The organism is Sorangium sp. So ce327 (assembly GCF_051530205.1).
Lineage (GTDB): Bacteria > Myxococcota_A > Polyangia > Polyangiales > Polyangiaceae > Sorangium > Sorangium cellulosum_B.
Window position 1 is genome coordinate 13111204 of record NZ_CP150330.1, and the last position, 25739, is coordinate 13136942.

Consider the following 25739-nt stretch of genomic DNA (forward strand, 5'->3'; position numbering starts at 1 on the left):
GTCTATTTCAGTGCGCCGAGGCGCTCGAGCCCTTCAATGCGCTGGAGGATGAACCGCTCCGCCGGCGTACGCTCACCTGCGCGCTCGCGGAGCCGCTTCGCATAGCCACGGAGAATGGACATGTCGACGGCCTTCACCTTGCGCAGGACACTATACAGCTCATCGACGAGGTAGGCGGGGAGGAGGAGCTCGAGCCGGGTATTCAGCTCGAAAATGTAGTTGATCCACGAGCCCCGACCCGTCGCCGAGGCGAGGCGGGCCGCATACATGCTTGCCTTCTCGACCAGCTCGGGCTGCACGGCGCCGACGCCCCCGTCCCGCGCCTTCGTGAGGATGTCGGTGAGCGAGCGCTGGAGGATGCGCTCGGCCTCGTCGACGCGCCCCAGGGCGAGCGCCTTGTCGGCGACGCTGCCGATGAGGCTGAGCGCGTGCACGCGCTTGTCCGGGTGCTGAGGGACGAGCCCGGGGAGCGACCTCCGGGAGGCGATGGCCGTCGCGCCGTCGTCCTCGCCTGCGGGCATCTCGCTCATGTCGACCGTGCGCGCGTTCTGCTGCCTCGTCCAGAGCGGCGCGCTCCGCGGCGAGTGCGCCGAGCTCGGCTCGATGGCCCCGAGCAGGAACATCTCCTGCCCCCCGATCGCGATCTTGTCGCCGTCCGTCAGGATCTGGCGCCCCGCGATCCGAGCACCGTTGATGAGCACGCCGTTGCGGCTGCCGAGATCCTCGATCGCGACGCCGCCTTCACCGACGGTCAGCAGCGCGTGCCTGCGCGACACCAGCGGGTCGTCCAGCGACAGCTGGCAGTCCGCGCTCCGTCCGATGAAGAACTCGCCGAGCGGCACCTCGAGATCGTGGGCGAGGTAGCGCAATCGGATGCCCATGATCGAGCCATACCAACAGCCCAACAGGCCGTCAAAAGACAGCTTTCGGGCCGTGTAGCATTGGTTTGCAAGCCCACAAGAACGGCCGTGCAATGCGGACGGGACGTCCGGTGCCGTCTTACAGTATCACACCAGTCCTCGTTGTCGTCGGCGTCGTCGTCGCGTGCCGTCACGCGCCGTTGCTACCGGCTTGGGCGAGGCGCTCAGGGGAGGCGAGAGAGGACCCGGAGCAGCCTAAGGAGGAGCCTTGGGTGCGCGACGAGCCCGTAGATCTTGAGCTCCCCGCGAGCCACGAGGCGCGCGAGGTCGCGCAGGGGGCCGCTCTGTCGGCGGTGCAGCACCCCCAGCTTCGGGAGGCGCAGCCAGCGGTGGAACGCGACGTCGGGGAGCCGGCGGAGCGCCGACTCGTCGCCGCAGAACGTGACGGACGGGATGCCGATGGCGCCATCGTGGATGGTGAGCCGCCCGTGGTCGAAGCGCATCGTCATGGACGTATCGGCGTCCTGCGCGACGACGAGCACCGACCCGCGCAGCGCCCGGAAATCGGAGGCGCGCTTCGGGTCGCGCGCGAGGTGCTCGCGGATGAGATGACCGAGGTAGGCCGCGAGCGGGTTCTCCTCAGCGCCTGGGGCGAGATCGACGATGGGTTCCATGGTGCCGCCTCACCCGGCCGCGCGCGCTCCGTCCACCCCGATGTCGCGGCGGAGCACCTTGCCGTCGAAGTCGATGGCGCCCGCGGCGCGGAAGGCGCGCTCCCGCGCCTCGGCGAGCGAGTCGCCCGCGGCGGTGACGGCGAGCACGCGGCCCCCCGCGGTCACGACCGCGCCGTCCCGCTCGGCCGTGCCCGCGTGGTTCACGAAGGCGCCCTCCACCGCGGCCGCGGCGTCGAGGCCGCGGATGACGTCGCCGGTCACCGGCGCCGTGGGGTAGCCGCGCGCCGCGAGCACGACGGTGAGCGCGTGGCGGCCGGGGGCGACGCGCGCCGCCCCGGGAGCGAGCGCGCCCGCCGCGGCGGACGCGCAGAGCTCGGCGACGTCGCCCTCGAGCAGCTCCATCAGCGCCTCGCACTCGGGATCGCCGAAGCGGACGTTGTGCTCGAGCAGCATGGGGTCCCCCGCGGGCGTGATCATCAGGCCCGCGAACAGCACCCCGCGGAAGGGCCTCCCTTCCGCCCGCATGCCGTCGATCGTCGGCCGGAGGATCTCGCGCTCGACGCGCGCGGCCAGGGCCGGGGTGACGCGGGCGCTCGGCGCGAACGCGCCCATGCCGCCCGTGTTCGGCCCGGTGTCGCCCTCGCCGACGCGCTTGTGATCGCGCGCCGCCGGCAGGACGAAGATCGCCTCGCCGTCGCTGATGGCGTGCACGCTGGCCTCCTCGCCCTGGATCGCGTCCTCGAGGATCACGGTCGCGCCGGCGTCGCCGAAGCGGCGATCCACGAGCATGTCCTTCGCGGCCGCGAGCGCCTCGTCGACGGTCGTCGCGACGACGACGCCCTTGCCGGCGCAGAGCCCGTCGGCCTTCACGACGATGGGCGCGCCGCGCTCGCGGATGACGCGGGCCGCCTCGTCGAAGGAGCGCACGATCCGGAACGGCGCGGTCGGGATCCCGTGGCGGGCGGCGAACTCCTTGAGGAACGCCTTCGACCCCTCGAGGCGCGCCGCCTCGCGGCTCGGCCCGAAGACGGCGATGCCCTCGGCGGCGAGCGCGTCGGCGACGCCGGCGCAGAGCGGCGCCTCGGGGCCGACGACGACCAGGTCGGCGCGCTCGCGGACGGCGAGCCGGGTCGCCTCGGCGGGCGACAGGGACGGGAGGTCGACCCGGCGGATCGGGGCGCGGCCGGCGCCCGCTTGCGCGTGGGTCCCGGCGTTGCCGGGCGCCACGATCACCTCGGCGACCGAGGGCGATCGGGCGAACGCACGCGCGAGGGCGTGCTCGCGCCCCCCGGAGCCGAGCACGAGGATGCGGCGATCTGACCTTCGGGGGGCGGCGGAGCTCACCCCCGCGCGCTACCACGCGCCGGGCCTCGCTGTCGAGGCGCCTCGCGCGGTCCCGCGCCCGCGGGGGGCTCCGCGGCGCCCGGCGTCGTGATAGAAGCGCCCGCGGGGCGCGCGGCGCGGCTCAGCCGGGGCCGCGGGCGCGCAACGCCGGGCCCTTCGCGAGGGGGACCGGAGGGCGGATCCCTGAACATTCTGGAGGGATCGGCGAGCGCGGGTCGCTCGACGTCGAGGGGACGTCGAGGGGGCGGCGGGCGCGGATCCCCCGTCGTGGAGGTGAGCGATGACGCATCGGGCTTCGTGGGATGAATATTTCATGCGCATCGCCGAGGTCGTCGCGTCGCGGGCGACCTGCGATCGGAAGCACGTCGGCGCGGTGATCGTGCGCGACAAGAGCATCCTCGCGACCGGGTACAACGGATCGATCCGGGGGCTGCCTCACTGCGATGAGGAGGGGCACCTGATCGAGGACGGCCACTGCGTGCGCACGATCCACGCGGAGGCCAACGCCGTCATCCAGGCCGCGCGGAACGGGGTGCGGATCGACGGCGCGACGGTCTACGTCACGGCCTCGCCTTGCTGGGGGTGCTTCAAGATGATCGCGAACGCGGGGCTCTCGCGCGTCGTCTTCGGCGAGTTCTACCGCGACGAGCGCATCTTCCGGTTCGCCACGGAGCTCGGGATCGAGCTCGCCCCGCTGGAGCGGCGCGAGACGCCCGCCTGAGGTGTTGCGCGGGCGGCCGCTCGGTTGAGCGAGCCCTCGCGCAATCGACGCCGGATCGACGCCAGGTTGCGCGGCGATCTGCGCAACGCTCAGGCCTTGCGCGGCCGCGGCAGCCCGTACACGCGGATCCGCTCGACCAGCGTGCGCCGTGAGATCCCGAGCAGCGCCGCGGCGCGCGTCTGGTTCCCCATGCACTGCTCGAGCGCCTGGACGATGCGCTCGCGCTCGTGGGCCTCCATGGCGTCGCGCAGCCGGGTGGGGCCCGGGTCCACGCCGTCCGGCGCGCTCTTCGCGCCGTCGGGCACGCTCCTCGCAATCGTAGACCCTGGTGCTGACGCTGACGCCGCCGCACTCGCGTTCGGGGGCGCCTGCGGCGGGCGCGCCGGAAGGGGCATGGCATGCGATGGACGGGTGGGATCGGCCAGAGAGGAGAGGAGCAGGTGCTCCGGCCCGATGGGCGCCCCGTTGGCGAGGATCACCGCGCGCTCGATCACGTTGCGCAGCTCCCGGATATTGCCTGGCCAGCTGTGGCGCTGGAGCTCGGCCAGGGCCGCGGGCGAGATCGGAACGGACGCGGCGCTCGCCTCGCCGGGGAAGAGCTCCTTCGCCGTGCGCTCCGCGAAGAGCTGCGCCAGCGCCGCGACCTCCCCGGGCCGCTCGCGCAGCGGCGGGATGGAGAGGGTCACGCCGTTCAGCCGGAAATACAGGTCCTGCCGGAACGCGCCGCGGCTCACCTCGGCCTCGAGGTCGCGGTGCGTGGCCGAGACGAAGCGGACGTCGATCTTGATGGGGGTCAGCCCGCCGACCCGCATCACCTTCCGCTCCTCGATGACCCGGAGCAGCTTGGCCTGGATCGAGGGCGGCAGCTCGCCGATCTCGTCGAGGAACACGGTGCCCCCTTCGGCCGTCTCGAGCAGCCCCGGCTTCGCCCGGACGGCGCCGGTGAAGGCGCCGCGCTCGTGGCCGAACAGCTCGCTCTCGAGCAGCGACTCGGACAGCGCGACGCAGCTCAGGCGCAGGAGCGGGCGGCTCGCGCGCGGCGAGGCCCTGTGGATCGACTCGGCCAGCACCTCCTTGCCGGCGCCCGTCTCGCCGAGGAGGAGGATGTTGATCGGGCCGTTCGCGACGCGCTGGGCGAGCTCGTAGACGGCGCGCATCGCGTCGTCCTTGACGATGACGTCCTTGCCCGCGTCCCGCTCGCCGCCCTTCTGGCGGAGGACGACGCGCGCGGCGCCGAGGTAGATGACGTCGCCGGGCGAGAGCTCGACCGCGGCGCCCCGCGCGGGCGTGCCCTTGCCCACATCGATCAGGCGCTCGGTCGCCGCGCTGCAGTGCCGGGCGCGCACGCGGGTTCCGTTGCTGCTGCCGAGGTCCTCGATCCGGAGCGGCGGGCCGAGGTGCAGCACCGCGTGCCGGCGCGACACCGAGGAGTCGGGGACGCAGATGCCGGCGTCCTCGTCCCTGCCCAGGACGACGCTGCCCGAGCCCGGCAGCTGTCGGGTGCTCATCGAGCTCTGGGTGATGATCAGGAGCTCGAGCGAGCCACCATCGCGGGAAAGAATCTCCGGCTCAGCCACATCGCACCCCAGAGTCGCGCCGGACGACGAGCGACGTTCTGCCGCTGCGCGCGTGCGATCCGTTCCGGGGACCGTTGCGGCAGCGTTCGCGGGACGGTCGCCAGGACCGAGGGCACGCCCAGCAGCCGGCTGCGTAGCACGGACGCGCGCGCAGGGCGACTGCCGTCGCGCTCGCCTCGCGCCCGCGGGGCGAGCGGGGCGTGGCGGTCGAGGTGGTCCAGCGCGCGCGGGGCGGCGATCGTCATCGCGGCGCGGCGGCGCGCTCCCGGCGCCGCGCCGCGGGCAGTAGAGTTTCCGCGGATGATCGCGCGGGACCCGTTCGGCTGGGTGGGCAGCACCATCGGCGGCAAGCTGCTGGTGGACGCCGTGGCCGGCGAGGGGACGTTCGGCGTGGTCTACCGGGCGACCCACCTGGGGTTCCAGGAGCAGGTGGCGGTCAAGTGCCTGAAGATCCCCGCAGATCTCCTGCCGGAAGAGCGGCAGTCGCTGCTCGACACGTTCGAGCGCGAGGCCCGGCTGCTGCACCGGCTCTCGCGCCGGACGACGGGCATCGTCCAGGCGCTCGACGTCTCTGCCGCGACCTCGCCGGAGGGCTCCTGGACGCCGTACATCGTCATGGAGTGGCTCGAGGGAGAGACGCTCGCGCAGCACATCGAGGCGCGGCGCGCCTCGGGGCGCGCGCCGTACTCCGTCGACGAGGCGATCGAGCTCCTGGCGCCGGCGGTCGGGGCGCTCGCGATGGCGCACGACGAGCGGGTCTCTCACCGCGACGTGAAGCCGGCGAACCTGTTCCTCGTCGAGATTCCCGGCGCGACGACGATCAAGGTCGTCGACTTCGGCATCGCCGAGGTGATCGACGCGTCGGTGCCGATGTCGAAGGCGCTCGCGGAGACGAGGCGAGCCGTGGCCGCGGCGCGGGGCGTGAGCCCCAGCGACACGACGCAGGTGCTCGCGACGTCGCCGACGTTGCACGTGTTCACGCCGCTCTACGGCGCTCCGGAGCAGTTCGAGCCGAAGCTCGGCGCGACGGGGCCTTGGACCGACGTGTTCGCGCTCGGGCTCGTGCTGCTGCAGCTCGCCTCGGGGAAGCAGCCGATCGACGGGCGCGACTGGGCCGAGCTCTACCTCGCCGCCGTGGACCCGCGCAGGCGGCCGTCGTTCGCGGGGCTCGGCGTCGAGGCGAGCCCCGCGATCGAGGCGGTCGTCGCGCGGGCCGTCGCGGTCGAGCCCGCAGCGCGCTTCCGGGACGCGCGTGAGCTCGGAGAAGCGCTCGCGTCCGCGCGCGCCGGCTCCGCGCTCCGGCCGCCGGCTGCCCCGCTCTCCGCGATCTCGCCGAGGGCCGACCAGGCGTCTCCGCGGGGGCCGAGCGCGGCGCTCCCGGCCGCCCCGGCGCCCGTGGACGCCACGAAGGTCGCGGCGCCCGCGGGCGGGGCGAAGGTCGCGGCGCCCGCGGGTGAGTACCGTGTCTGCACCGTGCTCTCCGCGGAGATCGTCTCCGGCGAGGACGGGCAGGAGCCTCTGGATCCCGAGCAGGAGCTGGAGCTCCGCGAGGCGTGCCGCGAGCTCGTCCGCGAGCGCGTCGAGGCGCTCGGGGGCGTCGTGCAGGGCAGGAGCGAGGGCGTCGTCACCGCGCTGTTCGGCGCGCCGCGCGCGAGCGACAACGACGCCGAGCGCGCCGTCCGCGCCGGGCTGGAGCTCGCGTCGCTCGACGCCGGGTCGCTCCCTGTCCAGCTGCCGCCGCGCTCCCGGCCGAGGTTGCGCGTGGGCATCAGCACGGGGAGGCTGTTCGTCAGCGGCGCGACCGGGCGGGGCGCCCCGGTCGACGCCTCCGGCGAGGCCTTGAAGGCGGCCGCGCAGCTCCAGCAGGCCGCCGTGCCCGGCGCGGTGCTGATCGCGCAGCCCACGTTCCGGCAGGTGGCCGGGCTCTTCCAGGTCGAGCCGCAAGGCGACCGCGCGCCGGGCTTCCGTGTGCTGAAGCTCGCGAGCGGATCGGGCGCGGGATCCGATTTCCTCGGCCTCGACACCCGCTTCGTCGGGCGGGCGGCGGAGGTGCAGCGGCTCTCGGAGGCGCTGGAGACGGTCATCGCGGAGCGGCGCGCGACGTTCGTCTCGGTGATCGGCGCGGGCGGCATCGGCCGCAGCCGCCTCCTCGCCGAGGTCCGGACGAGGGCGCTGTCGCAGGCGGAACCGTGCATCGTGCTCGGCGCTGCGTGCTCGTCGCTGTCGATGGATGCGAGCTATCACCTCGCCGCGTCGCTCGTCCGCGCTCATTTCCGCGTCCAGGACGGCGACGCGCGCGACGTCGTGCTGCGCAAGCTCGCGAGCGGCGTCCTCGGCGTCGATGCCGGAAGCGAGGCCGGCGGCGCGCCGCACCCGCTCGCCCTGGAGGACGCGCTGGCGGAGGTCGCGGCCGTGCTCTGCCCGTGCCCGGCGGCGCAAGCCGCGCCCGCGACGGCGATCGTCCCCGACGAGGGCGGCGCCGAGGTGGCGAAGCGGGTGGCCGCGGCCGTCGCGATGCTGCTGCGAGCGATGGCCGCGCGCGGAGCCGTCGTCGTCCTGCTCGACGACATCCACTGGGCTGACGACGCCAGCCTCGACCTCTTCGACGATCTCGCCGTGCGCCTGTCGGACGCGCCCCTGCTGCTCGTCGGCGCGGCCCGGCCCGAGCTCTACGAGCGGCGGCCGCACTGGGGCGAAGGAAAGGCGAGCCACGCGCGCCTCGATCTCGGCCCGCTGCCTCGGCGGCACATCGAGGACATGGCGCGCGAGCGCCTCCGGCTCGTCGCGCGCTGCTCCGCCGAGGCCATCCGCGCCCTGGCGGAGCGCGCCGAGGGCAACCCGCTCACGCTGACCGAGACGCTGTACCTGCTCATCGACGCCGGCGCGCTCGAGCGGCGCCTCGGCGAGCCCTGGATCCTGCACGAGGAGCAGCTCGCCCGGCTCTCGTTGCCGGCGACGATCCAGGGCATCGTCCAGGCGCGGCTCGATCGGCTCGACGGCGAGGCGCGCGCGGTCCTGGCGCAGGCGGCGGTGGTCGGCAGGACGTTCTGGAAGGGCGCGATCGACCACCTCCGCGGCGCCGCGCCGCTCGACGGCGGCGGATCGAGCACCGCGGACGTGCTGCGGCGGCTCCGGGATCAGCAGATCATCCAGGCGCGTGACGCGTCGACCTTCCCCGAGGACTGCGAGTACGTCTTCGCCGAGGCGGCGACCCAGGAGATCGCCTACGAGACGCTCAGCCTCAAGGTGCGCCGGGCCATGCACCGCGCGGTCGCCGCCTGGGTCGACGGCGTCTCGGCGGGGCGCTCGCCTGCGCGCGCGCCGCGGGCGCTCGGGGAGGCGCTCGCGGCGCTCCACCATGATCGCGGCGGCGACGCGCGGAGCGCGGCGCTCGCCTACGCGCGCGCGGCGGCGAGCGCGTCGTCGCTCGGGCAGAACGCCGAGGCGCTGCGGCACTTCGAGCGGGCTCGGGAGATCCACGCGAGCGCGGCGGACGGCGCCCCGGCGAGGGGCTCCGCGGCGCGCGCCCCGTCGGCCGCCGCGCCGGGGGGCGACGAGCGCCGGCTGTTCACCTGGGACGAGCGCGCGGCGCTGCTGCTCGACGTCGGCGACGCCCTCCGCAGGGCGGGCCGACTCGACGAGGCGGAGCGCGCGTACCTCGAGGCGCGGACGCGGATCCTGCGCGTCGAGCGGCGCGCCTCCGCGCTCCCCATGCAAGGCCCGGAGGCCGCGCAAGGCCCGGAGGCGGCGCTGCTCTGGGATGCGCGCGTGGATTTCCGCCTCGCCCTCGTGCTGAAGGTGCGCGGCGCGACGGCCGACGCGCGCGCGCTGGTCGAGCGCGCGATCTCGCTCGCGGAGCGCGGCGGCGCCGCCCCGGAGACGCTCCCCATGTACGGGCTGCTCGCGGCGCTCCACCGGCGCGCCGGCGATCTCGACGCGTGCCGCGCGGTCGCGCTCCGGAGCCTGCGCATCTGCCGGACGCTGCATCGAGGCGACGACCGCCGCCGCGCGGCGGCGTCGCAGCTGCTCCTCGCGCTCGGGACGGTGTTCTACTCGCGCGGTCGGCTGGCGCAGGCGGAGCGCTGCTACCGCCAGGCCGCGCGGGCCGTCGACGAGCGCGCGTACCCAGAGGCGCTGGGCTTCGCGCTGAACGGCGTCGCGGCCGTGCTGTTCGCGAAGGGCGATCTCGGCGGCGCGCGGGAGGTGTTCGCCCGAGCGCTCGCGCTGAAGGAGCGGCTCGGCGATCTCCAGGCGATCGCGTCGGGGCACAACAACCTCGCGGAGGTCGAGCTCCGCCTCGCGCGCCCTCACGCCGCGCTGGAGCACGCGCGGCGCGCCGTGAGGCTCGGCGAGCAGGCCGGCGCCGGCGCCGATCTCCCGGACGCGTACCGCAACCTCGCCGCCGCGCTGCTCGCGGCCGGCCACGTCGGAGAGGCGCTCGACTCCGGCTGCGCGGCGCTGCGGCTCGCCGAGGTGGGCGGCGGGCGCGTGTACCTCGCGGACGTCGCGCTCGGCCTCGCGCGGATCTGCCGCGCGGCCCTCCGCGACGCCTCGACGCGCCCTCGCGCCGAGGCGGCCGTGGCGCAGCTCTCCGCCTCGCTGGAGGCGCATTTCCGGGACGGCGAGCTCGCGGCGCGGGCGGCCGAGTGCCGCGCGCTGCTCTCGGATCCCTGAGGCGCCGACCCTTTCTCGTCAGGTAGCGCGACGTGCCGCGCGGGAGACGTTCGTCATGATCAAGGCTTGGAATCAGGCAGCTATCGTTCTGACCGCCGCGGCCGCGCTCGGCTCGGCGGCGCTCGGGTGCGCGTCGGATCCCGCGCCGCCGGGCGGGTGCCCTGGCGCGCGCGCCGCATCTGGCGCGTGCATCGGTGTCCCCGCGGGAGCGCTCTGCGACGGGGACTTCTGCGCCGCGTCGGTCGATTGCGCCGAGGTGATCGAGGTCTCGAGCGCCGCCGCGCTCTCGCAGGCCACCGACGCCGCTCGACCTGGGGCGTGCATCGCGCTCGGCCCTGGCGCCTACGGCCCGATCGATCTGCCCCCTGGCGTGAGCCTGCTCGGCCGCGGCGCTGGCTCGGTGAGCGTCGCGGCGGTCTCGCTCGCGGCCGGCGACGGCGCCGTCCTCCGGGCGTTGACCGTGGGCGAGGGCGGCGTGCGGATCGCGGCCGGCGCCCGGGCGCGGATCGAGGCGGTGCGCGTCGTCGGCAGCGCGTCCGACGGCGTGACGCTCGGCCTCGGCGCGTCGCTCGACCTCGTCGCGTCGGCGATCGAGGGCTCCGCGCGGTACGGCCTGAGCGCGTTCGACGCCGGCCGCGTCTCCGTCGTGCGGTCCGTCGTCTCGGGCTCGCAGGGGCCGGGGCTGTGGGCGCAGTGCACCGGCGGCTGTGACTGCGAGGCGCCGGTGGAGCTCCACGTCGAGGACGCGCTCGTCCGCGACAGCAAGGTGGTCGGCGTGTCGCTCGTCGGGGCGCGCGCCTCGATGTCTTTCGTCGAGGTCAGCGGCAATGGCCTGATCGGGTTCGATCCGAGCGGCGGCATCTCCGTGTCCGGCTGCTCGACCCTCGACGCGGCGGCCCTCAAAGTCGCCGACAACACCGGGTTCGGTCTCCTGATCGATCGAGCGAACGCCGCCCTCGGCGAGAGCGGCGAGGGCTTCGAGGTGAGCGGCAACCAGCCCGGGATCTGGATCCAGCACACGACGCCGGAGCAGACCGTCCAGCTCACGGGAGGCCTCCTCGAGAAGAACCGGGCCATCGGCCTGGGGATGAGCGGCGACGCGCGCGGCATCATCATCGACGGCATGCGCATCGCCGGGACCTTCGCCGACTCGGCGGTGGTGAGCGCGGATGGCGGGCTCGCCCAGGAAGTCGTCGGCGACGGCGTCAGCTGGCAGGAGCGCGCGCAGGCCGCGATCTTCGGGCTCGTCCTGAGCGGCAACGGGCTCGAGTCCCTCAACCCCTCCATCAGCCCGTCACGCCGCGCGAGCGTGCTCATCGACGGCGGCGTCGGTCTGGACAGCCGCCTCTCCGCCGTGACGCTGGAGGGCGGCGACGAAGCGGCGGGCATCGTGCAGCAGCGTCTGCCCGCTGACGGCGTAAGCCCGCTGCGCGACGCGGATGTTCCGCGCATCGTGACGAGCCCGGAGGCGCTGTTCTCCGTGCCCGTCGCGCCCATCGCGCCGGCGGCGCTCGACGCCCCGTGAGGCCTGCATCGGCGCGGCGACGGCCCGGCTCCGGACCGCGTCCCGAGGTGAGCGCGGGAGCGCGTTGGGCCCACAACTGGACCGACAAAAAGTAAGTGGGCCCGCCACACTCGCTTTCCGCTACCGTTGCTCCCTTCCGGGCCTGGCGGGGTTCACGGCGCGCTGTCGGCGGACCCATGAGGTCCAGGCGCTGTTGCCTGACGCAGGGACTTCGTAGTCGAACCTCGTCCCTCTGTCGAGCCCCATGGCGCGCGCGGCGGCGATTCGTGGGCCAGGGCGCCTCGGCTCCTTCGCGAACGCAGCGCCGCCCACGTCGCCCACGTCGCCTACGTTTGGTTCCCTCCTCGGAGCCATCGGGGGTGAGCGCGGTGCGAGTGAGGTGTGAGCGTGAGCTGCGATCGGAGTGTGCAAAGGGTGGCGGTGTGAGCGCGGAGCGATCGACCTGGAGCGGCATCGGCCAGGACTTGCCTCGTTCAGGAAGCCCCGTACGCTTGGAGGTGTCGTGAATCCGTTCGATTCCGAGGACGAGGGACGGGGCAGCCGGCTGATTCCGGTGCTTCTCTTCATCGGCTCCGCAGCGCTGGCAGCGGCCGCGCTCCGGTTCGCCTGGCAGCAGCCGGTGATCATGGCGGCGGTGCTCAGCGTGGTTCTCGTGTTCGCCGCGGCCCGCTGGCTCGCGCGCCGCAAGCTGCGCCGGCTGCTGCGCTCGGGCGATGTGGGCTCGGTGCTGCGGCGCTGGTCGTCGTCGCTCCACCGCGTCCCGCACCCCGCCACGATGGCGCCGCTCATGACGGCGACGGCGTTCGCGGCCTATGGTTGGGTCGAGAAGGCGCGCGCGGCCATGGCCGCCGCCGAGCGGGGGCCCGCGTGGGAAGCGGCCCTCGAGCACCGCCTCTTCCTCGACACGCTCCTCTGCACCTTCGAGGGCGATCGCGACACGGCGCTCGCGCAGGCAGGTCGCCTGGAGCGCCTCCCTCTCCCGGACATCAGCTCGCCCTTTCGCAGCCGGGTGGTCACCCTGCGATCGGCGGCCGGCGCGCTCGCCCGCGCCTTCGCTCACACGAGCGTGCCGGGCGACCGCGCGCTGCTGGAGCGCGCGAGCGAGGCCAGCCCGCTCGTCTTCTGGGCCATGCGCTACGCCGCGGCCGTCGTCGCCATCGACGAGGGCGAGCTCACCCGCGTCGAGGAGCTCCTCGCCGACGCGCCCTCATGGCCCCAAGAGTCGACGTTCCGCGCATTCCACGACGAGATCGCCGATCGCGCCGGCCTTCCCCGCACGGTGAGCGCGTAGCGGGCCGATCATCGCGCGCGCCGCTGCGCGCGGCGCCGACCCGGAACGCCCGTCCTCCCAGAGGGCGCGCCGTCGTCGCGTTCGCGCCGGCTCAGCCCTGGAACAGCGTGCGGATGTAGCAATAGGCGCGCGCCCCGGGGGCTGCGCCGGCGGGGTCTTCCGGCGCGTCCGGCACGAACGCGCCGAGCGCGCCGAGCGCGCCGCCGAGGGTGAACGTGCGCAGCATGATCCTCGCCTGCGTGCCCGCGAAGCACGGCTTGCGGTAGGCGATCTCCACCCTCCGGGCGAGCACCGCCGTGCTGTGGCCCTGCGCCGCGAGACGTCGCAGCGCGGCCTCCGCGAAGAGCCGCGGGTACACGAGCGAGTTCACGTGCTGGTTCCCGTCCGTGTGATCCAGGCCGAACACCACCGGGATCGGATCCAGGGTCGGCTTCGCGTCGAGCAGCTCCGCGCCCTCGGGCAGGCCCATCAACGCCTCCGGCGGGCGAAACTCGTAGCGCTCGGGCGGCACCGCCGGCAGATCCGGGGACTCGAAGCGCAGCACCTTGCGCGCCTCGGGCGCCGCGAAGGGCCGCGTGAAGACGTGCTCCGCGAACACGCGACCGACCTGGATCGGCTCGCCCGCGCCGGGCGGCGGCGGGCCGTAGGTCCGGCTGCGGCGCCCGCTGGCCGAGAGCCACATGGCCAGGATCAGCCGGTTCACCTGGGAGGTGGCGTCCTCCGTGTGCGCCAGCTGGTAGCGGCCCTGCAGCTCCAGCGGCTCCCGCGTCGCGATCGGCCCCTCTCCGCCCTCGATGATGAGGCGGGTGAGGATCGGGACGATCCCTTGCGTGAGCATGAGCGCCTCGACGGGGCTCGCCCGCAGGAGCTTCATCCAGACCGCGGGCCCGAGGCCGTGCGGCAGCGCGTCCAGCATCACCCGTCCGTTCTGGCTGACGTCTTCGAAGCGAAGATGCATGACGGCGGTCGCCTGCTGCTGCTCGGGGACGCAAGGCTCGTCAGGGAAGTAGTGCATGCCCCGTCTCCATAGCTGACGCCGCCGCGCGCCGCATGGATCAGCGCCTGATCGCCGCCATGGCCGGCCAGGCCGACGGCGCGGGTCCATGGTACGATCGCCGCGTGACGCTCCTGAAAATCGCCCACATCGGCAACCCTGTCCTCAGGCAGCGAGCGCGTGAGGTCACGCCAGAAGAGCTCTCCTCCCCTGCGATGCAGGCGTTCATCGACGATCTGGTGGAGACGATGCGCGACGCGAACGGCGCGGGGATCGCCGCCACCCAGGTCCATGTGCCGGTCCGCATCTTCGCGGTCGAGGTGCAGAACAACCCCCGCTATCCGTACAAGCCGAACATCCCGCTCACCGTCGTGGTCAATCCGGTGATCGAGCCGCTCACGCAGGAGACGTTCGAGAACTACGAAGGGTGCCTGAGCGTCCCGAACCTGAGGGGTGTCGTCGACCGCACCACCGAGATCCGGCTCACCGGCCTGGATCGCGACGGGAGGCCGATCGACCGCGTCGTGCGCGGGCTATCGGCGGGCACCTTCCAGCACGAGAAGGATCACGTCGACGGCGTGCTCTTCGTCGATCGCGTGAAGGATCCGCGGACGCTCTGCACCTGGGCGGAGTTCGACCGCTATCACAAGCAGCCCTTCGTCGAGCGCATCGTCCCGTTCATCCAGCGGATGGGCGGCTGAGGTGCCTCGTCGCGCGGGTCCTGCTCGAGCGTGTGATCGCTCTGCGGACCAGGGCGCTCGGCACGAGATCGAGCGCTCACGCGGACATGCGCCTCCGCTAGCGCAGGCCGCACGTCCCTCGCCCGCGCTGGCGGGGAGGGACGTGCGGTGCCTGCTGGCGGGGAGCAATCAGGCGCCGCCGCCGGTCCGTTCTTCGCGCTCGATCTGCTCCTGGTAGGCGACGCTGTAGCGCGCCCAGGGACGCAGCTTGAGGCGCCGGTAACCGATGGGCTCGCCGGTGCCCTCGCACATCCCGTAGCTCCCTTCCTTCATCTTCGCGAGAGCACGGTCGATCTCGGCGAGCACGCGGACATCGCGCTCCAGGAGCTTCGACGTCAGCGACGTCGCGCCCTCGGCGTTGGCCTCGTCCATCTCGTCGCCCACCTCGCGCGAGATGTCGCGTTCCGCGTGCTGCCGCTCATCGATGTTGGCGACGAGGCTCGCCCGGCGCTCCTCGAGCGCCTTCCTGAGCTCGTCGAGCTGCTCCTGCGTCAGATCCGGCAGATCGGAGTCGTCCGTTTCGGGCGTCGCGCGGCGCACGGGCGGCCTCGGCATGGCGGCTGCCGTCGTGGCAGACGTCTCTGGCTGCGCCGGGCTCATTCCGTCGCGACTCGCACCTTCACGGTTGTTCATTGTTTCCTCTCATCTTTTCGGTGGCAATTCGCGTACCGATCTTGAACATGGGCGGACGAAGCACGCGCGGCGCGGTGACCAGGGAACACGACCGAGCAGGAGCAGCCGCGCCGGCTTACTGGCTGTGGTGATAGCGCATCCACGAGCCTATGGCTTCGTGATGCCGGCCATTCGAAGCCCTGCCGCGACGAGCGCGCCGATGTCCTCGAGCACGGGCTTCGACACATTGATCGAGATCTCGGCTCGCGGCGCGGCGCCGCCCTGCTGCTGGGTCGTGACGAACATCAGCCCTTCCCCTTTGTGGGGGAGCTTTGCCAGCGCTTCGCCGAAGATGCGAGCTTCCTGAGGCAGCGCCACCGGCGCCGCGCCGGGCTGATCCAACGTCGAGAGCACGCTCTGAAACGTGCGGGTGATCGGGGCGAGCGTCGAGAATCCACCCCAGGCGAACTTCCCGGTCTTCAGCTTCTCGAGCCCCGGACGTGACGCGAGCGTCGCTGCGGCGGGCGCGTCCGCTTTCACCATGGCGAGCCGCCTCAGCAGGTCGCCCTTGTCGTTTCCGAAGGCGACCCACGTCGTCTTCTCTTCACCCATGAGGAGCAGGTAGAGCGTCATCGTCAGCTTGGGCCTCTGCTTGCCCTTGGCGGCGGGGGTCGAGCTCGCTTCTCCGTCGAGCGCCGGGAGATCGCGGACGATCTGGATCTCGACGGCGAGCGACGTCTTCCCGAGCTCCTTCGGCGCCTGAACCGTCTTGACCGTCGGCAAATCCTTCGGATCGACGTCGATCTCCGGGAGCCGCTTGCGCAGCCCGGGCGTGTTGTAGGCGGTGACGGCGTTCTTCACGTACTTGATGAGCGCGTCGGGCGCCTCCTCGAACCCGAACAGGTTCCAGCCGACGAAGCTCCCCATCATCTTGTCGAGCGCCTCGTTCGGCGTCGGCTTTCCGGCCTGAGGAGCGGGAGGAGGCGCGTCCGGGTACCCGTGGGCGGACACGCTCGGCCCCTGGTTGATCGGCAGCGAGAGGAGATCGGCGAGCGCCTTGCGATCGGCGGGCTTGCCGATCTTCTCCTTCTCCAGCCACCCTTCGAGCATCTCGCGCAGCGTCTTCAGGATGCCGCCGTAGTGCGCCGGGTCGTAGCCGTGGTCGAAGAACGCGCCGGCGCTGTCCTTCGGCGCGCGCCAGTACAGCGCCGGCGCGGCCGCGGCGCGGTTCGCCCTGTCGGCCATCGTCTTGGCGACCCACGACGACTGGCCCCGGAGCTCCAGGGCAGCCGTGAGGTTCACGCAGGACTGGTTGTCGACCTGGAGATCGACGACCGCCTTGCTCGCGTCGTTGATGAGCGCCTCGAGCTCCTGCTGAACGGAGGTCGCCGCGTCGGTGAGCGCCCGGTCGAACTGGGGCTGCCCGATCGAGAGCTGGCTCTGCGCGAGGATCGGGAGCCCGCCGAGCTGCTGCTTCGCCATGCCGCCGAACTTCGTGCTGAGCGGGACGAAGCGGACCTCGCCGTGGAGGTCGCGAGCCTCGGGCGCGAGCGTCGGCAGCGTGCGCGCGAGGTACGGCCCGAGCGTCGTCACGTCGCGGTCCCGATCGCCGCAGAGGAGCCGCGCGGGCGCCGATCCGGCGGACGCGGCGAGGAAGCAGCTCGACGACGAGGGCTCCTTGCCGCCGATCTTCCACATGCCGGGCTTCACCTCGGTGAGGGCGGCGCCCGCCTCGAGCGCGCCCCTCGCCCGCTCGAGCGACGTGAGCCCGAACGACACGGCCGCCACGGGCTTGCCCCGCTTCGAGCTGTCATCGAGCGCGACGATCAGGTGCACCGGCGCGTCGAGCGCGAGCACCGTGGCGAGCTGGTCCGTGTCGATGGAAGGGCTCACGAGCTCGCCCAGCACAGCCGAGGAGAACGCCTGCGCGCCCGTCTCCGCGAGCGCCGGAGGCAGCCCCGCGCACGTCGCGATGCTCGACAGCGTGGCCGCGGGGTTGCTCCAGCGGAGCACGCCGACGACGTCGGCCGGCTCGGCGACGGGCGATAGATCGAACGCTGGGCTGGCGGCGACCTGGGCAGGCCCGGCCTTGACCTCGCCTTGTCCTGCTGTCGGCGCGACAGGCGCGGGCGACGGCCCGCAGGCGAGGGAACCGGCCATCAGGACCAGGGGGGCGATCGGCAGGAGGGTTCGCATGAGCGCCGGTTATACGGCTCCCGGACATCCGAGTCGACGCCCAAGGAGCGCGCCGCGCAGGCGACGGCCGCATGCGCCGCCTCGCGCGCGGCGGCCGCTCCAAATGCGAACGAGCGCGGACGAATCCGCGCTCGTTGCGTTTAGCGTTTGCCGCTCGGCGAACGAGCGCGGAGGAATCCGCGCTCGTCGCACACCGTCGAGGAGCGGGCTCCTCGCGGCGATCAGTTCGACTCTTCGAACTCCGCGTCGATGACCGAATCCTTCCCCTTGCCGCCGGCGGGGGGCGGCGGCTGGCCACCCGGCGCGCCGCCGGGCGCGGCGCCGCCGCCGTCCTGGGGCGGGCCGGCCTTCTCGTACATGACGCTCGCGATGCGGTGCGCTTCCTTCTCGAGCTTCTCCAGCGCCGCGCTCACGGCCGCGTCGTCCTGCTTCTCGATGGCCGACCGCCCCTCGGCGATGACCCCGTTCAGCGCCGAGACGTCGCCCTCCGGCAGCTTGTCCTTGTTCTCGCTGATCGTCTTCTCCAGCGTGTAGCAGAGGTTATCGAGCTTGTTGCGCCGCTCGATCTCCTCGCGCCGGCGCTTGTCCTCGGCCTCGTGCGCCGCCGCCTCGTTGACCATCCGGTTGATCTCGTCCTCCTTCAGGCCGCCCGACGCGGTGATCGTGATGCGCTGATCCTTGCCGGTGGCCGTGTCCTTGGCGTGGACCGAGAGGATGCCGTTCGCGTCGATGTCGAACGTCACCTCGATCTTCGGCACGCCGCGGGGCGCCGGCATGATCCCTTCCAGGTGGAAGCGGCCCAGGGTCCGGTTGTAGCGGGCCTCGGTGCGCTCGCCCTGGAGCACGTGGACCTCGACGCTGGGCTGGCTGTCGGTCGCGGTCGAGAAGATCTCCTTCTTCTGGGTCGGGATCGTGGTGTTCCTCGAGATCATCACGGTCATCACGCCGCCGAGCGTCTCGACGCCGAGCGAGAGCGGCGTGACGTCGAGCAGCACGAGGTCCTTCACGTCGCCCGAGAGCACGCCCGCCTGGACCGCGGCGCCGACGGCCACGACCTCGTCCGGGTTCACGCCCTTGTGGGGCTCCTTGCCGAAGAACTTCTTGACCGTCTCCTGGACGAGCGGGATGCGGGTCGAGCCGCCGACGAGGACGATCTCGTCGATCTGCTGCGGCGACTTCTTCGCGTCGGCGAGCGCCTTGCGGGTCGGCTCGAGCGTGCGGTCGATGAGCGGCCGGATCATCTGCTCGAGCTTCGCCCGGGTGAGCTGCTTCTGGAGGTGCTTCGGCCCCGAGGCGTCCGCGGTCAAGAACGGCAGGTTGATCGTCGTCTCCTGCACGTTCGACAGCTCGATCTTCGCCTGCTCCGCGGCGTCCTTGAGCCGCTGCACGACCATCTTGTCGTTCGAGACGTCGATGCCGGTGTCCTTCTTGAACTCGGCCGCGAGCCAGTCCATCACGAGGTGGTCGACGTCGTCGCCGCCGAGGTGGGTGTCGCCGTTGGTCGAGATGACCTGCACGACGTTGTCGCCGACCTCGAGGATCGAGATGTCGAACGTGCCGCCGCCGAAGTCGTACACGGCGATGACCTGCTCGTTCTTCTTGTCGAGCCCGTACGCGAGCGCGGCGGCCGTGGGCTCGTTGACGATGCGCTTCACGTCGAGCCCGGCGATGCGGCCCGCGTCCTTGGTCGCCTGGCGCTGCGAGTCGTTGAAGTACGCCGGCACCGTGATGACGGCCTCGGTGACCTTCTCGCCGAGGTAGTCCTCCGCGGCCTTCTTCAGCTTCTGGAGGACCTTCGCGGAGACCTCGGGGGGCGACATCTGCTTGCCGCGCACCGCGATCGAGGCGTCGCTGTTCTTGCCCTTGCTGACCGTGTACGGGACGCGCTTCGCCTCCTCCTGCACCTCCTCGTAGCGGCGCCCCATGAAGCGCTTGGCGGAGTAGATGGTGTTGGTGGGGTTCGTGACCGCCTGGCGCTTGGCGATCTGACCGACGAGCACCTCGCCCTTGTCGTCCCAGGCCACGACGGACGGCGTGAGGCGGGAGCCCTCCTCATTCACGATGACCTTGGGCTCCTTGCCCTCCATCACCGCGACGACGCTGTTGGTCGTGCCGAGATCGATGCCGATGATCTTGCCCATGACGTTGAACCCTCCGAGAACTGTTTGCGCGACGGCCTGATGACCACGGGGGGCGAGAAGACCCGACCGGCCAGCAGGGCTCAGCTGACAGCTGCCGCGAGCCACCGCTCCAGAGCCGTCAAAAACCGCTGGGAATCCGGATACTTTCGCCGAGTTTTCGCGAGCTCGCTGGCTCGCGACCGCGAAACTAACCATGTGCGCCCGAGCGTCAACGCCGCCTCTAGCAATTGCCGTGCGCGCGGGCTGGGGCTGCCCGCACCTTGACCGGAGCCCGGTCGCGCCGCACCTAATGGGTCCGCGCTTCGCACCGCCAGCGTCTCGAGCCGGGGGCCTAGCTCCTGGGGGAAGCGCGGCGGGCTCGGCCGGCAACGCCAGGGCCGCCTCGCTGCGCAGCTTCGCGCAAACCCGTGCGAACTCGCGCAAACAATGCCGAGCGGACCGGACGAGAACCGGACGAGAGATAGAAGAGCGGGCGCGTCTGAGGGGCTTCTTGCGGTCCAAGACGCGCTGAGCTATAGGCGCCCTCCCTCGCAACACCCGAAGGACTCACCATGAAGCCCGGCATCCACCCCGAGTACAAGGCCTCCACGATCACCTGCGCGTGCGGCGCCGTCGTCGAGACCCGCTCCACCCGCGGCAGCTTCACCACCGACGTCTGCTCCGCCTGCCACCCGTTCTACACGGGCAAGCACAAGATCATGGACGTCGCCGGCCGCGTCGACCGCTTCCGCAAGAAGTACGCGACCGCAGGCAAGTAGCCGGGCCGATCGTCCCTCTACCCCCAAACTCCCTTCTTTTACCGGATTCGCCCGTCACGCCGCGCCCGCCCGGGGCGTGGCGAATGGGCTGGTTCGCGCAGAGCTCGCTCGCCCCCTGTGCGGAGCGTGAGCGGCCGAGACGTCGCGCGTCGCGGACGCGGGGGCGGACGCGGATCGAACGACGCCGGCACATTCACCTGTGCGGCGATGGTCGGTCGGGCCGATGCGCTGGCCGTGTTATGCGCTAGATTGGAACGCGTATGAGCGATCAGCCTGCACGTCCGTATATCGGCGGCCAAGCGGTCATCGAAGGGGTCATGATGCGGTCGCCGAGCTCGGTCGCGATCGTCTGCCGGCGCCGCTCGGGAGAGCTGGTTGTCCGCGAGCAGCCGATGACCGCCGTCTCGAAGGGGCCGCGCACGTGGCCGTTCGTGCGTGGGGTCGCGACCCTCGTCGAATCGCTCCGCCTGGGATCCCAGGCGCTCCGCTGGTCCGCGGACCTCTACGAGCAAGATCTCTCGGCCGAGGAAGCGGGCTCGGCCAAGGGGCCGGAGTCGAAGCGCCCGAGCGCAGGGCAGGCGGGCGGGGTGAACCTCACCTCCCTGGCGCTCAGCATGGCGGCGATCGCGGCGCAGGACGTGGAGCCCGCGCAGGTCACGGGCAGCCCCGCGCCGGGCGGCAGCGCAGAGGGGAAGAAGCGGGGAGGAGGGATGGGCATGATCCCGATCCTCTTCGCGGTCCTGCTCTTCGTGGCGGCGCCCCAGGCCGGCGCCGAGCTGATCAACAAGCTCCTGGGCCTCGGTCTCGAGGTCACGTCGCCGGCGTTCCAGGCGATCACCGGCGTGGCGAAGCTCGCCATCGTCGTCGGCTACCTCCTGCTGATCCGCCAGATCCCCGAGGTTCGACGCGTTTTCCAGTACCACGGCGCCGAGCACAAGGCGATCTCCACCTACGAGGCGCACGAGGTCCTCGAGGTCGAGAACGCGCGCCGGAAGACGGCCATGCACCCCCGCTGCGGGACGACGTTCCTGGTCATGGTGGCGCTCGTGTCGATCGTGGTGTTCTCGGTGGCCGGGGCGTCCCTCGGGGCGCTCCTGCCCAAGCTCCCCGGCGGCCGGCTCGTCGAGAGCGTCACGTTCTTCCTGATGAAGCTGCCGTTCCTCCCGCTGATCGCCGCGGTCACCTTCGAGATCCAGCGGATCTTCGCGCGTTATTGCACCACCGGCCCGCTCCGCGCGCTGCTCTGGCCGGGGTTCCTGGTCCAGAAGATCACGACGGCGGAGCCCGACGACGCGCAGCTGGAGATCGCCCTCGCGTCGCTCCGTGCGACGCTCTGGCGCGAGGCCTCGGTGGCCGCTCCCGCGCAGCCTGATCGGGTGTTCGCCGACTACTCCAAGCTGCTGGCCGATCCCGGCTACGCAGGCGCTCACGGCTAGCGCGCGCCGGCTCCGCCGGGCCCCTCGCCGCCGTCCAACCCCGCGTCGTCTTCGGATTGCAGATGCTACCTATCGCGAAACTCGAGGCGGTTCAGCGCCGCTTTCAGGAGCTCGAGCACCTCATGTGCAGCCCGGCGGTGCTCTCCGCGCCGGCCGAGCTCCAGCGGCTCAACCGCGAGCGGACCGAGATCGAGCCCGTCGTCGTCGCCTTCGCCCGGCTGCGGGACGTCGAGCGGCGCATCGCCGAGGATCGCGAGGCGCTGAGCGATCCCGACCTGGCCGAGCTCGCCCAGGCGGAGCTGCCCGAGCTCGAGATCGAGCGCGAGCGGCTCGCCGCCGAGCTCGAGGTGCTCCTCCTGCCGAAGGACCCCAACGACACGCGGAACACCGTGATCGAGATCCGCAGCGGCGAGGGCGGCGAGGAGGCGGCGCTCTTCGCCGCCGATCTCTTCCGCATGCTCTGCCGCTACGCGGAGACGAAGCGGTGGAAGGTCGAGGTGCTCAACCTGAGCGAGGCCTCCGCCGGCGGCTACAAGGAGGTCGCGGCGCTGATCACGGGGCAGGACGTCTACTCCCACCTCCGGTACGAGGGCGGCGTTCACCGCGTTCAGCGGGTCCCCTCGACGGAGACGCAGGGGCGGATCCACACCTCGACCGCGACCGTGGCCGTGCTGCCCGAGGCCGACGAGGTCGACGTGCACATCGACGACAAGGACCTGGAGATCTCGATCGCCGCGTCGGGCGGCCCCGGCGGCCAGGGCGTCAATACGACGAACAGCGCCGTGCAGATCAAGCACCTGCCGACGGGCATGATCGTGAAGTGCCAGGACGAGCGCTCCCAGCTGAAGAACAAGGCGAAGGCGATGAAGGTGCTCCGGAGCCGGCTGCTCGAGCTCGAGCAGCGGCGGCAGGAAGAGGCCCAGAGCGCCGAGCGAAGGACCATGGTCGGCACGGGGGAGCGGGCGCAGAAGGTGCGGACCTACAACTTCCCGCAGAACCGCGTGACGGATCACCGGATCGGCCTCACGCTGCACAAGCTCGACAAGATCATCGAAGGGGACCTCGAAGAGCTCATCGGCGCGCTGCGCACGCACCGCCAGGCGGAGCTCCTGCGCCGCGGCGGGCTCTCGGGGCCCGCGCTGGAGCCCGCCACGTGATGGGGGCGCCGTCCATCGAGAGAGGGGCGCCGCCCGTCGATCTGGAGGCGCTGCTCGTCGCGCTCGTGCTGGCGCCGTCGACCTTCTCGCGAAACCGCTTCTTCTCGCTCTACGCCGACCCGGAGGCGCGCCGGGTGCGGCGGCGGGCGGCGCTGCTCAGGAGCATCGTGCGGCAGCTGGTCGCGGGCGCGGACCGCGCCGGGCTCGCGCCCGCCGCGAGCGGCGGCGCGCTGCTCACCTACGACGTGCCGTCGCTCGGGTTGAAGCGCACCGCCGCGCTCGACGCCCTGGAGCTCGCGGTGCTCCGCATCGCGGTCGCGCGCGGGGCGGTCCCGCGGGCCGAGCAGCCGGGCGGCGGGGACGCCGCGCCGAGCTCGGCGACAGGCGCCGCCTTGCCGCATGCGCTCCTCCCCGAGCCGGCGGACACGTCGCGGATCGAGCGCGCGCTCGCCCGGCTGCTGCCCGAGGGGAAGCCCGGCGGAGCGCTGGAGTCTCCTGGCGAGGGGGAGCCGGGAGAGCCGGACCCCGGGACCAGGGCGCTGCCGCGTGACCGGGCGCGGCGTGACTCGCAAGCACCCTGGGAGTAGGAGGCGGCCATGTGCATCTTCTGCAAGATCGCGAACAAGGAGATCCCGTCGAAGGTCGTGTTCGAGGACGAGCACGTCATCGCCTTCCACGACGTGAACCCGCATGCGCCCACGCACGCGCTCATCATCCCGAAGCGCCACATCGCGGGCATCGCCCAGGCCACGCCCGAGGACGAGGCCGTCCTCGGCCGGCTGCTCCTCGCCGCGCGGCGGGTCGCGGAGCTCACCGGCATCGCGGAGAGCGGCTTCAGGACCGTGGTGAACAGCGGCGCGAACGCCGGCCAGACGGTCTTCCACATCCACGTCCACGTGATGGGTGGAAGGCCGATGGCCTGGCCTCCCGGCTGAACGCCGTCCGCGCCGTCCGCGCTCCGAGCGAGCGCGGCGCCGACCGCGCTCAGCGGACGCCGCGGGCGGCGCTCACCGCCGCGTCGAGCCACGCCGCCTCGTCGTCGCGGAGCGACGGCTGCCTCGGCAGCGCGGTCGGCAGGGCGCGGGACCGCGACGCGCCGTGGACACGGAGGTGCGCGGACGTGATGGCGCCGACGCGCCCCCCCACGCCGAGGAACAGCGCGAAGAGATCCGGGCCCACCGCGCGCCGCGGGGCGGGCCGCACCGCGAGCTCGGCGCCGGACGCGAGCCGCGCGGTGAACCCGGCGACGAGGTGATCGACCGGATCGCTCCACGGATCCGGGGCGCCGGGGGCGCCCGCCGCGATCCACGCGTCGAGCGTCAGCTCGGGCGAGGTCGCGCCGAAGTCGATCGCCAGCGTGAGGCCGCGCTGCTCGAGGGCGCGCTCGATCTCGCCGAGGCGAGCGGTACCGGCGGCGTGCACGAGCATGGAGTCGCCGTCGAGCATAGGCGCCGCGGGCGGCGGTGGCAGCGGGCGGCGCGCGGCGGAGGGCGCCTCGCGCGGGAGCAGGTTGCCAGGGTTCATGACGCCGGCGGGGTCGAAGACGCCGCGGAGCGCATGGATGACGTCGACGCCGAGGCCGAGCTCGGCGCCGAGCCGCGGCGCCTTGCTCCGGCCGACCCCGTGGTGATGCGAGAGCGTCCCGCCGGCGTCGATCGCGGCGTCGAGGGCCGCTCGCCAGGCCGCGTCGTACTTCGCCTCGGCCGCCGCGACGCTCGGCGCGCTGCCAGCGAAGGTGAAATAGATGCTGCAGCCGTCCGGGTACGCGTGGGACAGGTGAGCCATCACGAACACGTGGCGCCCGAGCGCGCCGCGCACCGCGCGGTAGAGCCCGTCGAGGCGCGACCAGGGCGCGGCGACCTCCATGGTGTCGCTGAACGCGCCCGCCATGAACACGGGCGCCTGGCGGTAGCTCACGCTGTAGCGGTGCGCGAGCCAGTGGCGCGCGGGCTCCTCGCCGAGCGGCCTGGCGCCGCCGCGCTCCGCGATCGCCGCGGCGCGGGCGAGGTCGTCCGCGCTCGCGCGCGCCGTGCCCTCGAAGATGAGGATGAGCGTCGCGCCGCGGAGCACGCGCGACCCGACGCCGTCGACGATCTGGTTGAGGAGCCCCGGCGCGCGCAGCAGGCCGCGCAGCACCGCGGCGCCGGCCCCGGGGCCGCGCGCGCCGTGCCCCCGCGCGGCCGCCCCCTCGGAGGATTCATCGGCTGCGCCGGCGTGGGCGCGCTGCCGGCGCACGGCGCCCAGCCGGGCCATGAAGGAGTCGAACGGGTCGTAGAGCCGCGAGACCGCCGGGCGGAGGCCGGCCTGGAACATCGCCCGCATCGCGTCCCATCCGGCCTCGACGCTGGGGAACGAGAACGCGGCGAACGCGCGCGCCGGCGGCGCCGGGTGCAGCCGGAGCGTCGCGGCGGTGACCACGCCGAGCACGCCCTCGCTGCCGATGAGGAGCGGCGTGAGATCCGGACCTCGCGCGCGCCGATCGAAGCGGACGATCTCGCCGCGGCCGACGACGCACTCGAGCGACGCAACCATGTCCTCGATCTTGCCGTAGAGCCCGGAGCACTGGCCGGCGCTGCGCGCCGCGACCCAGCCCCCCACGGTCGAGCAGAGGATGGACGACGGGAAATGGCCGAGCGTGAAGCCCTCGGCGTTGAGCTCCTCCTCGAAGCGGATGCCGAGCGCGCCGGCCTCGACCTCGACCGACGGGGCCTGACGATCGAGCGAGCGGCGGCGGGAGAGCCGCTTGAGGTCGAGCACGACCGTGCGCTCGTCCGGCAAGACGCCGCCGCACACGCCCGAGCCCGCCCCGAAAGGCACCAGCGGGAGCCCCTCGTCCGCGCAGAAGCGCACCACCTGGGCGACCTCCTCCGCGGAGGACGGCCAGACGATCATCCCGGGCCGGTGCTCGGCGATGCGGCCCTCCGTCACCGCGAGGTGGTGCCGCGGCCAGAGATCGCGGGCGTAGGCGATCTGATCGACGGGGGAGGCGCTGCGCGGGATCCCCGGCAGCGCGCGCGCGATCGCGGCCTCGAAGCTCAT

The 25739-nt window shown here is 72.8% G+C and carries 19 protein-coding genes and 1 other RNA gene; 10 read left to right on the plus strand and 10 right to left on the minus strand.

The window, feature by feature from the left end; translation table 11 throughout:
* Positions 1-2 precede the first annotated feature (2 nt).
* From WME95_RS49260 to purD, 3 genes are all read right to left on the minus strand, one after another.
* On the minus strand, positions 3-881 hold the full coding sequence (locus WME95_RS49260) for an FHA domain-containing protein (RefSeq protein ID WP_437547886.1): 879 nt from the start codon (positions 879-881) through the stop codon (positions 3-5).
* A 203-nt stretch (positions 882-1084) separates the two neighbouring features.
* The gene (locus WME95_RS49265; protein WP_437547888.1) at positions 1085-1534 is read right to left on the minus strand and encodes a hypothetical protein; all 450 of its coding nucleotides are present in this window, start codon (positions 1532-1534) and stop codon (positions 1085-1087) included.
* 9 nt (positions 1535-1543) lie between these two features.
* The gene (purD, locus tag WME95_RS49270) at positions 1544-2836 is read right to left on the minus strand and encodes a phosphoribosylamine--glycine ligase (RefSeq protein WP_437906087.1); all 1293 of its coding nucleotides are present in this window, start codon (positions 2834-2836) and stop codon (positions 1544-1546) included.
* A 322-nt stretch (positions 2837-3158) separates the two neighbouring features.
* On the opposite strand from purD, the gene WME95_RS49275 reads away from it, so the two are divergent.
* Positions 3159-3599: a deoxycytidylate deaminase gene (locus WME95_RS49275; RefSeq protein ID WP_437547892.1), complete on the plus strand. Its 441-nt coding sequence runs from the start codon at positions 3159-3161 to the stop codon at positions 3597-3599.
* An 89-nt stretch (positions 3600-3688) separates the two neighbouring features.
* On the opposite strand, the gene WME95_RS49280 is transcribed toward WME95_RS49275, so the two are convergent.
* Positions 3689-5107, minus strand: coding sequence for a sigma 54-interacting transcriptional regulator (locus WME95_RS49280; RefSeq protein WP_437906088.1), 1419 nt, complete (start codon positions 5105-5107; stop codon positions 3689-3691).
* A gap of 369 nt (positions 5108-5476) precedes the next feature.
* Between WME95_RS49280 and WME95_RS49285 the strand changes: the two genes are divergently transcribed.
* Both WME95_RS49285 and WME95_RS49290 read left to right on the plus strand, forming a co-directional pair.
* Complete coding sequence (locus tag WME95_RS49285; protein WP_437906090.1) at positions 5477-9850, plus strand: serine/threonine-protein kinase; 4374 nt, start codon at positions 5477-5479, stop codon at positions 9848-9850.
* 55 nt (positions 9851-9905) lie between these two features.
* A complete protein-coding gene (locus WME95_RS49290; RefSeq protein WP_437906091.1) occupies positions 9906-11375 on the plus strand; it encodes a hypothetical protein in 1470 nt (489 codons plus the stop codon).
* Between the two features lie 90 nt (positions 11376-11465).
* Here WME95_RS49290 and ffs read toward each other — a convergent pair.
* An RNA gene (ffs, locus tag WME95_RS49295) (signal recognition particle sRNA small type) lies at positions 11466-11555 on the minus strand.
* A 322-nt stretch (positions 11556-11877) separates the two neighbouring features.
* On the opposite strand from ffs, the gene WME95_RS49300 reads away from it, so the two are divergent.
* Positions 11878-12666 (plus strand): hypothetical protein, encoded by a 789-nt coding sequence (locus WME95_RS49300; RefSeq protein ID WP_437906092.1) that lies wholly within the window; start codon positions 11878-11880, stop codon positions 12664-12666.
* Positions 12667-12757: 91 nt separating this feature from the next.
* Here WME95_RS49300 and WME95_RS49305 read toward each other — a convergent pair whose 3' ends face one another.
* The gene (locus WME95_RS49305) at positions 12758-13681 is read right to left on the minus strand and encodes a hypothetical protein (RefSeq protein ID WP_437906093.1); all 924 of its coding nucleotides are present in this window, start codon (positions 13679-13681) and stop codon (positions 12758-12760) included.
* Between the two features lie 104 nt (positions 13682-13785).
* Here WME95_RS49305 and def point away from each other — a divergent pair, with 104 nt between their 5' ends.
* The gene (gene def / locus WME95_RS49310; protein ID WP_437547902.1) at positions 13786-14361 is read left to right on the plus strand and encodes a peptide deformylase; all 576 of its coding nucleotides are present in this window, start codon (positions 13786-13788) and stop codon (positions 14359-14361) included.
* Positions 14362-14529: 168 nt separating this feature from the next.
* On the opposite strand, the gene WME95_RS49315 is transcribed toward def, so the two are convergent.
* The 3 genes from WME95_RS49315 to dnaK form a co-directional block, all read right to left on the minus strand.
* Complete coding sequence (locus tag WME95_RS49315) at positions 14530-14955, minus strand: TraR/DksA family transcriptional regulator (protein WP_437906094.1); 426 nt, start codon at positions 14953-14955, stop codon at positions 14530-14532.
* Positions 14956-15180: 225 nt separating this feature from the next.
* On the minus strand, positions 15181-17208 hold the full coding sequence (locus tag WME95_RS49320) for a hypothetical protein (RefSeq protein ID WP_437906095.1): 2028 nt from the start codon (positions 17206-17208) through the stop codon (positions 15181-15183).
* A 221-nt stretch (positions 17209-17429) separates the two neighbouring features.
* Entirely contained in the window at positions 17430-19349 is a 1920-nt protein-coding gene (gene dnaK / locus WME95_RS49325) for a molecular chaperone DnaK (RefSeq protein ID WP_437296781.1), read from the minus strand.
* A gap of 551 nt (positions 19350-19900) precedes the next feature.
* Here dnaK and rpmE point away from each other — a divergent pair.
* From rpmE to WME95_RS49350, 5 genes are all read left to right on the plus strand, one after another.
* A complete protein-coding gene (rpmE, locus tag WME95_RS49330) occupies positions 19901-20107 on the plus strand; it encodes a 50S ribosomal protein L31 (RefSeq protein WP_012241637.1) in 207 nt (68 codons plus the stop codon).
* A gap of 260 nt (positions 20108-20367) precedes the next feature.
* A complete protein-coding gene (locus WME95_RS49335; protein ID WP_437906096.1) occupies positions 20368-21543 on the plus strand; it encodes a DUF1385 domain-containing protein in 1176 nt (391 codons plus the stop codon).
* A gap of 62 nt (positions 21544-21605) precedes the next feature.
* On the plus strand, positions 21606-22700 hold the full coding sequence (gene prfA, locus WME95_RS49340; protein ID WP_437906097.1) for a peptide chain release factor 1: 1095 nt from the start codon (positions 21606-21608) through the stop codon (positions 22698-22700).
* Positions 22700-23287, plus strand: coding sequence for a hypothetical protein (locus WME95_RS49345; protein WP_437906098.1), 588 nt, complete (start codon positions 22700-22702; stop codon positions 23285-23287). The genes prfA and WME95_RS49345 overlap by 1 nt, the downstream gene beginning before the upstream one ends.
* Before the next feature lie 9 nt (positions 23288-23296).
* Positions 23297-23635, plus strand: a complete 339-nt coding sequence (locus tag WME95_RS49350) for a histidine triad nucleotide-binding protein (RefSeq protein ID WP_437547915.1) — start codon at positions 23297-23299, stop codon at positions 23633-23635.
* Between the two features lie 49 nt (positions 23636-23684).
* On the opposite strand, the gene WME95_RS49355 is transcribed toward WME95_RS49350, so the two are convergent.
* Complete coding sequence (locus WME95_RS49355) at positions 23685-25739, minus strand: FAD-binding protein (protein ID WP_437906099.1); 2055 nt, start codon at positions 25737-25739, stop codon at positions 23685-23687.

Coding starts and splice junctions, on each gene's coding strand:
- WME95_RS49260 (WP_437547886.1), bottom strand. CDS start 881: ATGGGCATCCGATTGCGCTACCTCGCCCACGATCTCGAGGTGCCGCTC.
- WME95_RS49265 (WP_437547888.1), bottom strand. CDS start 1,534: ATGGAACCCATCGTCGATCTCGCCCCAGGCGCTGAGGAGAACCCGCTC.
- WME95_RS49275 (WP_437547892.1), top strand. CDS start 3,159: ATGACGCATCGGGCTTCGTGGGATGAATATTTCATGCGCATCGCCGAG.
- WME95_RS49280 (WP_437906088.1), bottom strand. CDS start 5,107: ATGAGCACCCGACAGCTGCCGGGCTCGGGCAGCGTCGTCCTGGGCAGG.
- WME95_RS49285 (WP_437906090.1), top strand. CDS start 5,477: ATGATCGCGCGGGACCCGTTCGGCTGGGTGGGCAGCACCATCGGCGGC.
- WME95_RS49290 (WP_437906091.1), top strand. CDS start 9,906: ATGATCAAGGCTTGGAATCAGGCAGCTATCGTTCTGACCGCCGCGGCC.
- WME95_RS49305 (WP_437906093.1), bottom strand. CDS start 13,681: ATGCACTACTTCCCTGACGAGCCTTGCGTCCCCGAGCAGCAGCAGGCG.
- WME95_RS49315 (WP_437906094.1), bottom strand. CDS start 14,955: ATGCCGAGGCCGCCCGTGCGCCGCGCGACGCCCGAAACGGACGACTCC.
- WME95_RS49320 (WP_437906095.1), bottom strand. CDS start 17,208: ATGCGAACCCTCCTGCCGATCGCCCCCCTGGTCCTGATGGCCGGTTCC.
- dnaK (WP_437296781.1), bottom strand. CDS start 19,349: ATGGGCAAGATCATCGGCATCGATCTCGGCACGACCAACAGCGTCGTC.
- rpmE (WP_012241637.1), top strand. CDS start 19,901: ATGAAGCCCGGCATCCACCCCGAGTACAAGGCCTCCACGATCACCTGC.
- WME95_RS49335 (WP_437906096.1), top strand. CDS start 20,368: ATGAGCGATCAGCCTGCACGTCCGTATATCGGCGGCCAAGCGGTCATC.
- prfA (WP_437906097.1), top strand. CDS start 21,606: ATGCTACCTATCGCGAAACTCGAGGCGGTTCAGCGCCGCTTTCAGGAG.
- WME95_RS49345 (WP_437906098.1), top strand. CDS start 22,700: ATGGGGGCGCCGTCCATCGAGAGAGGGGCGCCGCCCGTCGATCTGGAG.
- WME95_RS49350 (WP_437547915.1), top strand. CDS start 23,297: ATGTGCATCTTCTGCAAGATCGCGAACAAGGAGATCCCGTCGAAGGTC.
- WME95_RS49355 (WP_437906099.1), bottom strand. CDS start 25,739: ATGAGCTTCGAGGCCGCGATCGCGCGCGCGCTGCCGGGGATCCCGCGC.